The 14,021-nt window shown below is 63.8% G+C and carries 9 protein-coding genes; 3 read left to right on the top strand and 6 right to left on the bottom strand.

Features of this window, described 5'->3' with window-relative positions; all coding sequences use genetic code 11:
- Window positions 1–61: 61 nt before the first annotated feature.
- Window positions 62–1,090: a hypothetical protein gene (locus HY852_RS03790; RefSeq protein WP_291602805.1), complete on the top strand. Its 1,029-nt coding sequence runs from the start codon at window positions 62–64 to the stop codon at window positions 1,088–1,090.
- A gap of 47 nt (window positions 1,091–1,137) precedes the next feature.
- Here HY852_RS03790 and HY852_RS03785 read toward each other — a convergent pair whose 3' ends face one another.
- The 5 genes from HY852_RS03785 to HY852_RS03765 all read right to left on the bottom strand — a co-directional run bounded on the left by HY852_RS03785 (window position 1,138) and on the right by HY852_RS03765 (window position 8,615).
- Window positions 1,138–2,160 (bottom strand): N-acetylmuramoyl-L-alanine amidase, encoded by a 1,023-nt coding sequence (locus tag HY852_RS03785; RefSeq protein ID WP_291602769.1) that lies wholly within the window; start codon window positions 2,158–2,160, stop codon window positions 1,138–1,140.
- Between the two features lie 133 nt (window positions 2,161–2,293).
- Window positions 2,294–3,793: a phosphomannomutase/phosphoglucomutase gene (locus HY852_RS03780; RefSeq protein WP_291602767.1), complete on the bottom strand. Its 1,500-nt coding sequence runs from the start codon at window positions 3,791–3,793 to the stop codon at window positions 2,294–2,296.
- 215 nt (window positions 3,794–4,008) lie between these two features.
- Window positions 4,009–4,527 (bottom strand): TIGR02281 family clan AA aspartic protease, encoded by a 519-nt coding sequence (locus HY852_RS03775; protein WP_291602765.1) that lies wholly within the window; start codon window positions 4,525–4,527, stop codon window positions 4,009–4,011.
- Between the two features lie 126 nt (window positions 4,528–4,653).
- Window positions 4,654–7,143, bottom strand: a complete 2,490-nt coding sequence (gene hrpB / locus HY852_RS03770) for an ATP-dependent helicase HrpB (protein ID WP_291602763.1) — start codon at window positions 7,141–7,143, stop codon at window positions 4,654–4,656.
- 155 nt (window positions 7,144–7,298) lie between these two features.
- Entirely contained in the window at window positions 7,299–8,615 is a 1,317-nt protein-coding gene (locus HY852_RS03765; RefSeq protein ID WP_291602761.1) for a UDP-glucose/GDP-mannose dehydrogenase family protein, read from the bottom strand.
- A gap of 178 nt (window positions 8,616–8,793) precedes the next feature.
- Between HY852_RS03765 and HY852_RS03760 the strand changes: the two genes are divergently transcribed.
- Both HY852_RS03760 and polA read left to right on the top strand, forming a co-directional pair.
- Complete coding sequence (locus HY852_RS03760) at window positions 8,794–9,864, top strand: acyltransferase family protein (RefSeq protein WP_291602760.1); 1,071 nt, start codon at window positions 8,794–8,796, stop codon at window positions 9,862–9,864.
- 189 nt (window positions 9,865–10,053) lie between these two features.
- The gene (polA, locus tag HY852_RS03755) at window positions 10,054–13,143 is read left to right on the top strand and encodes a DNA polymerase I (protein WP_291602759.1); all 3,090 of its coding nucleotides are present in this window, start codon (window positions 10,054–10,056) and stop codon (window positions 13,141–13,143) included.
- A 96-nt stretch (window positions 13,144–13,239) separates the two neighbouring features.
- On the opposite strand, the gene HY852_RS03750 is transcribed toward polA, so the two are convergent.
- Window positions 13,240–13,866: a glutathione S-transferase family protein gene (locus HY852_RS03750; protein WP_291602756.1), complete on the bottom strand. Its 627-nt coding sequence runs from the start codon at window positions 13,864–13,866 to the stop codon at window positions 13,240–13,242.
- Between the last annotated feature and the right edge of the window lie 155 nt (window positions 13,867–14,021).

The raw sequence follows: 14,021 nt of genomic DNA, 5'->3' as shown, positions 1-14,021 counted from the left end.
CGATGGGATCATCAACACGGCCGCGCCGCTGGTCTCGGCCGCCATCGGCAGTTTCAGCTTCATGTCCCCTGCAATGGGTCAGCCGGGCGCACTCACGAAAAAGCAGTCGGATGCACTCAATACGTACAGCCGTGCAGTGAACGACTTCGAGACGATCCTGCGCCAGCGGCGCGAACAGATCAATTCGAATGAACGGCTGCCGAACTTGCCGGGACAAGCGCTCTACCTTGCACGCGTGAACATGATGAGCGCATACAAGGACCTCACCGACGCTGTTCCGTCCAAAGTCGGACGATCCAATAAATTCGGAATCCCTCCGGCGTACTTTGACGCCGACAATGAGCCGTTGCTCGATGAGTACAGGAAACTCTTCGACCTCATGGAGGCGCCGCCCGTCAATGCGCAAAAATCAGATACTCCGTTCAAGGACGTTGTCGATCTGGGAATTGCTATTGCGCGAGCCAGGGGCCTTGATGCGACGGACGCTGAAGCGGCAGGCCGTATCAGCCTGGGGCTGTTCTTTGCCGAGACAAACGGCAATCAAAACGCGGGGAATGCGCGCTCGAATAGATACAAGGGAAGTCTGCAAACGGGTCCATCCGAAGATCAAAACGGTCGAACGAAGTGGGCCGCGATAAAACAGTCGATCGCAGCCTTTGATCCTGCGTTGAGCCTTCGCGACGACACGGAAGAGGCGCGGGTTGGCAATCTGGACCATCGGCTCAACCACTGGACCGCCGTGCGAGATGGCCTAATGAACGCACACGCGGATATTTTTCCGCAGGTACCGGAGATCGTGAAAACACTGCCAAATCCGATCGATCAAATGAAGTTGTTTGAACTCATCCAGATTATTCCCGCTCCCACCAGGTCCGCACTCAAGTCGGGAAACCTGGTCAACCATAGAATTTCCGGCCCGACGATCATGGGATATCTGCGTAACAACAGTATCTTCGCTTTTGGACAGGCTGACAGGGCAAGGACATCCGCAACCTTGCGCGAGATTCTTGATGCGATGTGGCTCTTCAATGATAAGTTTGAGCGAGCGCTGTCCCAATTCGACGCGATCAAGGCGCGGTCAAAGGGTTGAAATCGGCTGGTCGGAATCGGATGCGAAGTGGGGCCGTCACCGCGTCATCAGAGCGGACCGAGGATGGCCCATCGAGGCTCACAGAATTGCTTGACGGCCGCCGTGACACCGCTGCTGATGATGTCCCGGCGTTCAGGTGAGTCCATCTTGAGCTCTTCGTCCCGGTTGATGATCGAGCCCGCCTCCAGCAGGGCGGCAGGCATCCGGGTCTTTCTCAGCACGAGGAGCTGATCGTAGCTGTAGACGCCGGTTTCCTTGTTCAGCAGCGGGTGCTGGTACCGACCCATGATGGCCTGGGTATATTGCTGGGCATACTGGAGGCCCTGGGCCTTCATTTCCTTGCCGATCAGTTCGGCGAACGCGAGGCTCGTCTTGAAGTCCGGATTGTTGCGGGAGACGAAGACGGAATAACCGCTGAAGCGGTCGCTGAAATGGCTTTTCTTGCCCTCGAACTCCCAGTCCTCGAGGAGTTTGCTAGGCACGGAGTCATGGTGGATCGACAGGAAGAGATCCGCGTTCCGATTGTTGGCGGTGGCGATACGCTTGAGGAGGCTGGGCCTGGCCTTGCCCTCGGTCAGGAGCAACCCGGTCTCGACAAAGCCTTCGGCCTTCAATTTCTCCTCAATCCGCTGCGCAAGACGCAGATTGAAGACGAACTCGGCCACGTTGCGGGCGCTGATCGCGCCTTCTGATTCGGCAGTATGTCCCACGTCCAGAACGATCCGGAATCTCGAGGGATCGCATTTTGCGACCCGTTTCGAAGCGACAGGGTTCAAGGCGGCCGGCTCCAAGGCGGCAAGCCTTACGGTGCGGCGCTTTGGCTTGGCGGCAGGCTTCGCCAAGGTGGCTCGCTTGGGCGAGGAGACGTGCTTTGGCGATGTGCCTTGCTTTGACGAGCCCTTGAACACATCCGACAGCCAGCCTGCATCGCTGGCCTCGATTGGCAGTAGCAACAATGCGGCCATCACGGCGACGATGCTGCGGCGGCCGGGCCAAAATCCCGCAACGATACCGCCGAGAACCCAAATAGACCCGCGGCGATTCATGCCGGCCCTCCCGAAGGCCATCATAGCGGATCAGATAGCGATACCGGAAGAGGTTGGTGACGTCCGTTCCTTCACAAAACTGACCATCGATTGAGGCACGCTGCGGCCCACTGGATGCCCCGCTTTCGCGGGGCATAACGCTTGCTGTGCGTGGCGCTCAGATCTTCTGGTTGTACTCGCCGACCTCGGGGTGGGTGCGCAGGACCTTGTCGACCACCTCGAACATGTCGCGCATGCGCTGTTCGGAGACCGGGCTCTCGACCACGACAACCAGCTCGGGCTTGTTGGACGAGGCCCGCACCAGGCCCCAGCTGCCGTCCTCCACCGTGACGCGCACACCGTTGACGGTGACGAGATCACGGATCGCCTGGCCGCCGATCTTGTCGCCCTTCTTCTGCAGCCCCTCGAAATGCTTCACCACGGCATCGACGATGCCGTATTTGGCTTCGTCTGCGCAGTGCGGCGACATGGTCGGCGACGACCACGTCTTCGGCAGGGCGTTCTTCAGGTCTGCCATCGACTTGCCGGGCGCACGGTCGAGCATTTCGCAGATCGCAATTGCCGACACCAGGCCGTCGTCATAGCCGCGGCCGAACGGCTTGTTGAAGAAGAAGTGGCCGGACTTCTCGAATCCGGCGAGCGCGCCCAACTCGTTGGTGCGGCGCTTCATGTAGGAATGGCCGGTCTTCCAGTAGGTCGTCCTGGCGCCCTGCTTCTGCAGGACCGGATCGGTGACGAACAGGCCGGTCGACTTCACATCGACGACGAACTGCGCGTCCTCTTGGATGGCCGACATGTCGCGCGCCAGCATCACGCCGACCTTGTCGGCGAAGATCTCTTCGCCGGTATTGTCGACGACGCCGCAGCGGTCGCCGTCACCGTCGAAGCCGAGTCCGACATCGGCCTTGTGCTCGAGCACCGCGTCGCGGATCGCGTGCAGCATCTCGAGATCTTCCGGGTTGGGATTGTATTTGGGAAAGGTATAATCGAGCTCGGTGTCGAGCCGGATCACCTCGCAACCGATCGCCTCCATCACCTGCGGCGCGAACGCGCCGGCGGTGCCGTTGCCGCAGGCGACCACCGCTTTCAGCCTGCGCTTCAGCTTCGGACGGCTGGTGAGGTCGGCGATGTAGCGAGCCGGGAAATTCTCGTGGAATTGATAGGAGCCACCGACCTTGTTCTTGAAGTCGGCGTTGAGCACGATCTCCTTCAGGCGCGTCATCTCGTCCGGGCCGAAGGTCAGCGGCCGGTTGGCGCCCATCTTGACGCCGGTCCAGCCGTTGTCGTTGTGCGAAGCTGTGACCATGGCGACGCACGGCACATCGAGCTCGAACTGGGCGAAATAGGCCATCGGCGTTACCGCCAGGCCGATATCGTGCACCTTGCAGCCCGCCGCCATCAGTCCGGAGATCAACGCATATTTGATCGAGGCCGAGTAGCTGCGGAAGTCATGCCCGGTGACGATTTCCTGCTTCGCGCCCAGTTCCGCGATCAGCACTCCCAGCCCCATGCCGAGCGCCTGCACGCCCATCAGGTTGATTTCCTTGTTGAACAGCCACCGGGCGTCGTACTCGCGAAAGCCCGTGGCCTTCACCATCGGCTCGGATTCGAAGGCGTAGGTATTGGGAACCAGCACGGCTTTCGGCTTTGGAAACATGCAAATGGCCTCTGAATCGGAAAAAGGACTATGGCCGCAGCCATAGCGAATACCTAGCCGCAGCGGAAGGCGCTTTTGTGAGGATCAATGGGGCGGATTGATGCTCTTGGTCATCGTCTGCGAGGCCGATGATCGAGTTTTCCAGAAACCGGCGAAATGGCGAAAACCGGCGCGCATCCATGCCCGGCCAATCCGGCGCGTGACGTGGAGCTGACCTACTGCTCCAGGACCATCTTCCCGTTGGCATATTCGAAGCGCTTCAGCTTCGACAGGAAGGACAGGCCGAGCAGGTTTTCCGACAGCGCCTCGTCCGGAAGCACAAGGGCGTCGACGTCACGCACGACGAGCCCGCCGACATCGAGCATGGCAATGCGCGTGCGCGCCGCCTTGACCGTGCCGTTGGCGGTGGAGACGGCGGCCTTGTATTCGCCGCGCGCGGGGCGCAGCCCGAAACGGGCAGCGGAGCTCTCGTTCAGCGCTACCACGGAGGCGCCGGTGTCGACCATGAAATCGATGCGCTGGCCCTCAATGCGACCTTCGGCCTGGAAATGACCTCGCGCGTCGCGGGGAATGCTGATGCTGCGGACGCCCGCCTGGCCCGTGGTCGCGGCGACGTTCATGGCGCGCGAAGTGGTCGTGGCCGACGCGGATGTCGGGGTCATCTTGTCCGCCATCTGCGCCATGAAGGTGCCGAGGACGATCATGATGGCCGCGAAGATCATAATGTTACGCATGACGCCACACCCGGAACCGAAAACGCAATTTCACCACGCCCGCCATCGTTCGGCGACCGACACCGCCGGCCGAAGGCTGCCATTTTGGCGAAAAGGATGAGCGAAGGGTTAATTCGCCACTCTCAATCACGTGCCGCGCGGCTTGGCGCGCCGGCTCGGCAGAGCATTGGCCGGGTCGTCCGGCCAGGGGTGGCGCGGATAACGCCCGCGCAGCTCGGTGCGGACCGCGGCATAGCTGCCCCGCCAGAAACCCGGCAGGTCGCGCGTCACCTGCACCGGCCGCTGCGCCGGCGACAGCAATTCCAGCACCAGCGGCACTTTTCCCTTCGCGATGGAGGGATGCGTGTCGAGCCCGAACAATTCCTGCAGCCGCACGGCGATGGTCGGACCCTGCTCAGCCTCGTAGTCGATCGCCAGCATGGTGCCGGTCGGCGCCTCGAAATGCGTCGGCGCCTCGCGATCGAGCCGGGCCCGCAATTCCCATGGCACTAGCGCCAGCAGCGCCTCCGACAACTCGCCGGCGGAAAGATCCTTGAGCGCCAGCTTGTCGTAAAGCGCAGGCACCAGCCAGTCCTCGCGCCGCGCGATCAGGGCAGCGTCGGAGAGGTCGGGCCAGCTCTCGCCCTCGGCCTTGCGCAGGAACATGACGCGGTCGCGCCATTGTTTGGCGTGCTTGGACCAGGGCAGCTTGTCGAGGCCGACCGTGCTCAGCCCGTCGGCGAAAATGCGCGCCGTTTCCGCCGAAGGGGTGAGCGCGAGCGGCGCCTCGGAGAGCGTGATTGCATGCAGCGTGCGCTTGCGTCGTGCGCGTAGCGCGAGCGCGGTCCGATCGAAGGAAACCTCGTCGGCCGCTTCGATGTGATCGGCGAAGCGAAGTTCGATCTCCTCCTGCGTGATCGGCGCGGCCAGGAGGATGCGTCCGTTCGCCGCCGTTCCGGTCAACTCGGCGACGGCGATATAGGGCGCGCGCGCAAGGGCCGACGTCTGCTCGAGGTTGGCGCCACGACCATTGGCGAGGAGGAAGCTGCCGTTGCCGCGGTTGCGTGCAACGCGATCCGGAAAGGCAAGGGCGAGTATGACACCGGTGGAGAGGTCGGCGTTCCTCGCCGCCGTGTTGCCTCCGCCGTTTGCGAACGATGCGACCTGCGAGGCCCAGCGGCGGGCAAGCTCGCGCGCGCTCATGGCGCGTGGCGACCGGTCGCGGCGAAACTGATCGAGCCGGTGGTCGAGATCGACACTGTCGCCGCCGAGCCCGCGCTCGGTGAGCACGGCAGCGATCTCGGCCGCCTCTTCGCCGGCACCCAGGCGGTGCGAATCCACGATCATGCGCGCAAGGCGCGGCGGCAGCGCCAGGGCGCGCAGGCTCTTGCCCTCAGCGGTGATCCGGCCATCGGCATTGAGCGCGTCGAGCTCGGTAAGCAGGCTTTTCGCTTCCTTCAGCGCCGGCAGCGGCGGCGGATCAAGGAAGGAGAGCGCGGACGGATCGCTGACGCCCCATTGCGCAAGATCGAGCACGAGCGAGGACAGGTCGGCGCTCAGGATCTCGGGCTGGGTATAGGGCGCGAGCGAGGCCGTCTGCGGCTCGTCCCACAGCCGGTAGCAAACTCCGGGCTCGATGCGCCCGGCGCGGCCGCGGCGCTGATCGACGGCGGCGCGCGAGGCGCGCACGGTCTCTAGCCGCGTCAGCCCGATATCCGGCTCATAGCGCGGCACGCGCGAAAGGCCGGAATCGACGACGATGCGCACCCCCTCGATCGTCAGCGAGGTTTCCGCGATCGAGGTTGCGAGTACGACCTTGCGCATGCCCTTCGGAGCCGGCGCGATGGCGCGGTCCTGCACGGATGCCTCCAGTGCGCCGAACAGCGGAACGATTTCGATGCCGGTGTCCTGGATGCGTTCGGCGAGAAAATTCTGCGTGCGGCGGATTTCGGCCGCGCCCGGCAGGAACGCCAGCACGGAGCCTGGCTCGGCGCGCAGCGCCGCCGCGATCGCGTCCGCCATCTGCCGCTCCAGCGGCACGTCCACCTTGCGGCCGAGGTAGCGGGTCTCGACCGGAAAGGCGCGGCCTTCGCTCTCGACCACCGGTGCTTCGCCCAGCAGTCTTGCGACGCGCGCGCCGTCGAGCGTCGCCGACATCACCAGGATACGCAGATCCTCGCGCAGGCCTATTTGCGCATCGCGCGCCAGCGCCAGTCCGAGATCGGCATCGAGCGAACGTTCATGGAACTCGTCGAACAGCACCGCGGCGACACCGGTTAGCTCGGGGTCATTCAGGATCTGGCGTGTGAAGATTCCTTCGGTCACCACTTCGATGCGCGTTGCGCGCGAGACCTTCGAGCCGAAGCGGACCCGATAGCCGACGGTTTCGCCGGCGCGCTCGGAAAGCGTGCGCGCCATCCGCTCGGCGCTGGCGCGGGCAGCGATGCGGCGGGGCTCCAGCACGACGATCTTCCTGCCGCTGACCCAGGGCTCATCGAGCAGGGCGAGCGGCACGCGGGTGGTCTTGCCGGCGCCGGGAGGCGCGACCAGCACCGCGGCGTTGTGGCGGGCCAGCGTGCCCGCAAGCTCGTCGAGCACCGCGTCGATCGGAAGTGGCGTGTCGAAGCTGCGGGGCAAGATCTCACCAATCCGTCATGCCCGGACAACAGCCCGAAGCGCGTCTTCGCGCCAAGCTTGCCGGGCGTCCACGTTCTCTTAGCAAGGAGAAAACAAGACGTGGATGGCCGGGACAAGCCCGGCCATGACGAAATCGACAGCTGGAGATAGAGCCGTCATTCCTGCGACGACGTCCGCCCGACGCTTTCATAGACAAAACCGGCGGCCGCCAGATCCTCCGGACGATAGACGTTGCGCAGGTCGACCATCACGGGCTGCGCCATCACTTGCTTGAGCCGGTCCAGATCGAGCGCCCGGAACTGCACCCATTCGGTGACGATGACCAGGGCGTCCGCGCCGCGGGCGCAGGTATAGGGATCATCACAATACTCGATGGTGGGCAGTTCGTGGCGCGCCTGCTCCATGCCGGCCGGATCATAGGCCCGCACCTTCGCGCCCATGTCCAGGAGGCCCGTCACCAGCGGGATCGACGGCGCCTCGCGCATGTCGTCGGTATCGGGCTTGAAGGTGAGGCCGAGCACGGCCACCGTCTTGCCGCGAAGCGCGCCGCCGAGCGCATGGGAGACCTTGCGCGCCATAGCGCGCTTGCGGTTGTCGTTGACCGCCAGCACGGCCTCGACGATGCGCAGCTGCACATCGTTGTCCTGCGCGATCTTGATCAATGCACGCGTATCCTTCGGGAAGCAGGAGCCGCCGAAGCCCGGACCGGCATGGAGGAACTTGGTGCCGATGCGGTTGTCGAGGCCGATGCCGCGCGCCACCTCCTGCACATTGGCGCCGACCTTTTCCGACAGGTCGGCGATCTCGTTGATGAAGGTGATCTTGGTCGCCAGGAACGCGTTCGCCGCGTATTTGATCATCTCCGCGGTGCGCCGCGCCGTGAACATCAGCGGCGCCTGGTTGAGCGACAGCGGCCGGTAGATATCGCTCATCACCTTGTGCCCGCGCTCGTCGGCAGTGCCGATGACGATACGGTCGGGGAACTTGAAGTCGCGGATCGCGGCGCCTTCGCGCAGGAATTCGGGGTTCGACGCCACCACCACATCGGCGTTTGGATTGGTCTCGCGAATGATGCGCTCGACTTCATCGCCCGTGCCGACCGGGACCGTCGACTTTGTCACCACGATCGTGAAGCCCGACAGCGACTTCGCGATCTCGCGCGCGGCGGCATAGACGTAGGAAAGGTCGGCGTGGCCATCGCCGCGGCGTGACGGGGTGCCCACCGCGATGAATACGGCTTCCGCCTCCGCCACCGGCCTGGAAAGGTCGGTGGTAAAGTCGAGACGCCTGGCCTTCACGTTGGCGGCGACCAGCGCGTCCAGCCCCGGCTCAAAGATCGGAATCTCGCCCCGCTTCAAGGCTGCGATCTTGCTCTCGTCCTTGTCGACGCAGGTGACCTCGTGACCGAAATCAGCAAAGCAGGCGCCGGAAACCAGCCCCACATAACCCGTGCCGATCATGGCAATTCGCATGAGAAAGACCTGCCTGGTTTGGTTAACGCAAGATGATGATTTGGGCGGTCTTAGAGCATTTTCATGTCCGAAGGAAAAGGGAAAACCGGCACGGCAATTGTAGGAGTAAAGGAGACCGAAACCGCCGGGCGCCATACTGCCCCGCCCTGGAGCGGCGGGCGCCTCGAAAAAGGACACCATGACACGAATCGGCACAGCTGCGGCCAGCGGGCGTACCACACCGTCGTCGACGCGCGCACGCATCGACTGGGTGGACTATGCCAAGGGCATCTGCATCGTCATGGTGGTCATGATGCATTCGGTGCTCGGGGTCGAGGCCGCCGCCGGCCAAACCGGCTTCATGCACGGCCTCGTCGCCTTCGCAAAACCGTTCCGGATGCCGGACTTTTTCCTGATTTCCGGCCTGTTCCTGCCGCTGGTGATCGATCGCGACTGGCGCACCTATCTCGACCGCAAGGTCGTGCACTTCGCATACTTCTATGTCTTGTGGGTGACGATCCAGTTCGGCTTCAAGGCGCCGGCCTTCGCCGCCGAGACGAGCTGGCGCGAAGTCGGCCTGTTGTATCTCGAATCGTTCATCGAACCGTTCGGCACGTTGTGGTTCATTTATCTGTTGCCGATCTTCTTCGTCGTCACAAAACTGACATGCCGCGTGCCGTCGCTTGCCGTCTGGATCGTGGCGGCCGCGCTGGAGACGGCACATATCCTGACCGGCTGGACCGTCATCGACGAATTCTGCGCCCGCTTCGTCTACTTCTATTCAGGCTATGTCCTGGCAGGCCATGTGTTCGCACTATCGGAGCGGGCGCGGGCACGCCCGATGCTCGCGCTGGCGGGACTCTTCTGTTGGGCGTTGATCAACGGCGGTCTCGTCGCCACGGGAAATAGCGAATGGCCGATCGTTTCGCTGCTGCTCGGCCTTTCCGGCGCCTGCGCCATCGTCACGATCGGCACGCTGCTGGCCCAAGCGCGCTGGCTCAATTTCCTGCGCTTGTGCGGCGAGCATTCCATCGTGATCTACCTCGCCTTCTTCCTGCCGATGGCGGTGACACGGACGCTGCTGTTGCGCTCCGGGCTCATTCCCGATATCGGCACGATCTCGCTGATCGTCACGATCTTCGGGATCGCCGGCGCGCTCGTGATTTGGCAGGCCGCGCTGCGCCTGCGCGCGAACTTCCTGTTCGAGAGGCCGGACGCGTTCTGGATCGCGCCGAAGAAGGCTCAACCGGTGCTGCAGGCGGCGGAGTAGCACAGGTTGTCGTCGCCCCGGCTTGACGGGGCGACCCATTACTCCGCGGCCTATCGGCATATCTCACCTGCTCTGGAACGCTGGATCATCCGCTTTCGCGGATGATGACAGCGGGGATACCTGTTTCGAGTCGCTAAGAATCGGCCCATAGAGGCTGTCAACCGCCGCAAAAATCCCTACATTGCGGCCATGCCCAAATCCTCCCCGAAGACCGCCGCAAAGCCCGTTGCCGACAAGGCGCCCGGAACGGGCGACCATGTCTTTCTGGTCGACGGCTCCTCCTACATCTTCCGCGCCTATCACGCGCTGCCGCCACTCAACCGCAAGTCCGACGGGTTGCAGGTCAATGCCGTGCTCGGCTTCTGCAACATGCTGTGGAAGCTGCTGCGCGAGATGCCTGCGGACAACCGGCCGACGCATCTTGCCATCGTCTTCGACAAGTCCGAGGTCACGTTCCGCAACAGGATCTATCCCGAGTACAAGTCGCACCGGCCGCCCGCGCCGGACGATCTGATCCCGCAATTTCCGCTGATCCGCGCCGCGGTGCGCGCCTTCGACCTGCCCTGCCTCGAACAATCCGGCTTCGAGGCCGACGACCTGATCGCAACCTACGTGCGGCAGGCCTGCGAGCGCGGCGCAACCGCAACCATCGTCTCCTCCGACAAGGACCTCATGCAGCTCGTGACCGACTGCGTCACGATGTACGACACCATGAAGGACCGCCGCATCGGCATTGCCGAGGTGATCGAGAAGTTCGGCGTGCCGCCGGAGAAGGTGGTCGAGGTCCAGGCGCTGGCCGGCGATTCCACCGACAACGTGCCGGGCGTGCCCGGCATCGGCGTCAAGACCGCGGCGCAGCTGATCATCGAATACGGCGACCTCGAGCAGTTGCTCCACCGCGCCGGCGAGATCAAGCAGCCGAAGCGCCGCGAGGCGCTGATCGGGAACGCCGAGAAGGCGCGGATCTCTCGGCAACTCGTGCTGCTGGACGACAAGGTCGAGCTCGAAGTGCCGCTGGACGATCTCGCGGTCCACGAGCCCGACGCGCGCAAACTCATCGCCTTCCTCAAGGCGATGGAGTTTTCCTCGCTCACACGGCGCGTCGCCGAATACTCGCAGATCGACCCGGCCGACATCGAGCCGGACGAACTGTTGAAGAGCGGGGGCAACTCGTCCGCAACCACGCAAGCCGCTTCCATTCCTTCCTCCCCTGTGGGGGAGGGTCAGGAAGGGGGGTCCCACACGAACGGTGCCTCGGGCTTACCCCTCTTCCCCACCCTCCCCCACAAGGGGGGAGGGAGCGCAGCGGGCCAAACGGCGCTCGCCGGTGCACCGAACAACAAAGCCAAGGAAGACAAGGGCGCGAGCCCCAAGGGCTCGCCGATCTCGCTGGCCGCTGCCCGCGAGGAAGCCGCGCGCAAGACGCCGGTCGACCGGAGCAAGTACCAGACGATCAGGCACCTCGACCAGCTCAAGGCCTTCATCGCGCGCATCCACGAGGTCGGCCATGTCGCCATCGAAGCCAAATCCGGTTCGATCGACCCGATGCAGGCCGATATCTGCGGCATTGCGCTGGCGCTGGCGCCGAACGACGCCTGTTACGTCCCGCTGGCCCATAAGCAAGGCGGCGGCGCCGATCTGTTCGATCCGGGTCTCGCGCCCGACCAAATCAAGCTTGCCGATACGCTCGAGGCGCTGCGGCCGGTGCTGGAGTCGCCGGGCATCCTCAAGATCGGCTTCAACGTCAAATTCGACGCGGTGCTGCTGGCGCAGCACGGCATCAGCCTGCGCAACTACGACGACGCGCAACTGATGTCCTATGCGCTCGATGCCGGGCGTAACGCGCACGGACTGGATGCGCTGGCCGAGCGCTGGCTGGGACACGCCACCATCAGCCATGGCGAACTGACCGGGAGCGGCAAGAACAGGCTGTCCTTCGACCAGGTCGCGGTCGACAAGGCGACCGCCTACTCGGCCGAGGACGCCGACGTGATTTTGCGCCTGTGGCGCGTGCTGAAGCCGCGCCTTGCGGCGGAGCACATGGTGGCGGTGTACGAGACGCTGGAACGGCCGCTGGTTGCCGTGCTGGCACGAATGGAGCGGCGTGGCATCTCGATCGACCGCCAGGTGCTGTCGCGCCTGTCGGGCGAATTCGCCCAGACTGCGGCCCGCGTCGAAGCCGAATTGCAGGAGCTCGCGGGCGAGCCGATCAATGTCGGCAGCCCCAAGCAGATCGGCGACATCATCTTCGGCAAGATGGGAATTCCCGGCGGTACCAGGACCAAGACCGGCGCGTGGTCGACCTCGGCGCAGATCCTCGACGACCTCGCCGAGCAGGGCTACGAGTTTCCGAAGAAGATCCTGGAATGGCGCCAGGTCTCAAAGCTGAAATCGACCTACACCGATGCACTGCCGAACTACGTCAACCCGCAGACCCATCGCGTGCACACCACCTACGCACTCGCGGCGACCACGACGGGGCGGCTGTCGTCGAACGAGCCCAACCTGCAGAACATCCCGATCCGCACCGAGGACGGCCGCAAGATTCGCCGCGCCTTCATCGCTTCCCCCGGCCACAAGCTGGTCTCGGCGGACTATTCGCAGATCGAATTGCGCCTGCTCGCCGAGATCGCCGACATTCCGGTCCTCAAGCAGGCGTTCCGCGACGGGCTCGACATTCACGCCATGACGGCGTCCGAAATGTTCGGCGTGCCGATCCAGGGCATGCCGAGCGAGATCCGCCGCCGGGCGAAAGCGATCAATTTCGGCATCATCTACGGCATCTCGGCTTTCGGCCTCGCCAACCAGCTCGGCATCGCGCGCGAGGAAGCTTCCGCCTACATCAAGAAGTATTTCGAGCGCTTCCCGGGCATCCGCGCCTACATGGACGAGACCAAGGAGTTCTGCCGCAAGAACGGCTACGTCACCACGCTGTTCGGCCGCAAATGCCACTACCCGGAAATCAAGGCTTCCAATGCCTCGGTCCGCGCCTTCAACGAACGCGCGGCTATCAACGCTCGCCTTCAGGGCACCGCGGCCGACATCATCCGCCGCGCCATGACGCGGATCGAGGACGCGCTGGCCGAGAAGAAGTTGTCGGCGCAGATGCTGTTGCAGGTGCACGATGAATTGATCTTCGAGGTGCCGGACGGGGAAGTCGCGGCGACGCTGCCGGTCGTGCAGCACGTCATGCAGGATGCGCCGTTCCCGGCGGTACTGCTCTCGGTCCCACTCCATGTCGACGCCCGCGCCGCCGACAACTGGGACGAGGCGCATTGAGGGCGAATGGCGAATAGGGACTAGCGAATAGTCGTCGCGGGCGGAGCGCGGAATACTACTTCCTATTCGCTACTCGCCCCCTTCGCTATTCGCCAACTAGTCCAATCTTGCTTCCATGCCGCGCTTGACGGCCGGGCGCGCCATCAACGCATTGTACCAGCGCTCGACATTGGGAAAATCCGCAAGGTCCACCTTGTGGCGCGGATGACGCCAGGCCCAGCCGAGGATGGCAAAATCAGCAACCGACAGATCGCCGGCAACGAACTCGCGGCCCTCAAGCCGCCGGTCCAACACGCCATACAACCTCCGCGTCTCCGCCATGAAGCGCTTCAGGCCGTAGGCACGGTCCTGCTCGTTTTCCAGCGCGATGAAGTGGTGCACCTGCCCGGGCATGGGGCCGAAGCCGCCCATCTGCCACATCAGCCATTCATAGACCGGAATGCGGTCGATCAGGGCCTTAGGCAGGAATTTTCCCGTCCTCTCGCCGAGATAGAGCAGGATCGCGCCCGACTCGAAGACGCTGACGCGCTTCCCCTCGGGGCCACCGGGATCGACAATCGCCGGGATCTTGTTGTTGGGGCTGATTTCGAGGAACGACGGCGCCATCTGCTCGCCCCTGGAGATGTTCACCGGGATCACCTTGTAGGGCAGCTCCATCTCCTCCAGCGCAACGGAAATCTTGCGGCCGTTCGGCGTGTTCCAGGCGTAGAGCTCGATGGTCATCCTTGTTCCTCCGCGAAAGCGCCTCAGTACGCTGGACTGACCCGGCCTTACAACCGGCGTCAAAATACCGGCCGCTGCGGCGGATGGGCCTGTTGACGGCGTTGTCTCCGCTCTGGAATGTAACGGCCAGCGCCGGTAAATTCCGCTGCTTTTCA

Source organism: Bradyrhizobium sp. (assembly GCF_016213215.1).
In the GTDB taxonomy this organism is placed as follows: domain Bacteria; phylum Pseudomonadota; class Alphaproteobacteria; order Rhizobiales; family Xanthobacteraceae; genus Bradyrhizobium.
This window is presented reverse-complemented; position numbering and strand designations above follow the sequence as displayed.

Excerpts from the sequence above, each read along its gene's own strand:
- HY852_RS03790 (WP_291602805.1), top strand. The coding sequence starts at position 62 with ATGTCCCCTGCAATGGGTCAGCCGGGCGCACTCACGAAAAAGCAGTCG.
- HY852_RS03785 (WP_291602769.1), bottom strand. The coding sequence starts at position 2,160 with ATGATGGCCTTCGGGAGGGCCGGCATGAATCGCCGCGGGTCTATTTGG.
- HY852_RS03780 (WP_291602767.1), bottom strand. The coding sequence starts at position 3,793 with ATGTTTCCAAAGCCGAAAGCCGTGCTGGTTCCCAATACCTACGCCTTC.
- HY852_RS03775 (WP_291602765.1), bottom strand. The coding sequence starts at position 4,527 with ATGCGTAACATTATGATCTTCGCGGCCATCATGATCGTCCTCGGCACC.
- HY852_RS03765 (WP_291602761.1), bottom strand. The coding sequence starts at position 8,615 with ATGCGAATTGCCATGATCGGCACGGGTTATGTGGGGCTGGTTTCCGGC.
- HY852_RS03760 (WP_291602760.1), top strand. The coding sequence starts at position 8,794 with ATGACACGAATCGGCACAGCTGCGGCCAGCGGGCGTACCACACCGTCG.
- polA (WP_291602759.1), top strand. The coding sequence starts at position 10,054 with ATGCCCAAATCCTCCCCGAAGACCGCCGCAAAGCCCGTTGCCGACAAG.
- HY852_RS03750 (WP_291602756.1), bottom strand. The coding sequence starts at position 13,866 with ATGACCATCGAGCTCTACGCCTGGAACACGCCGAACGGCCGCAAGATT.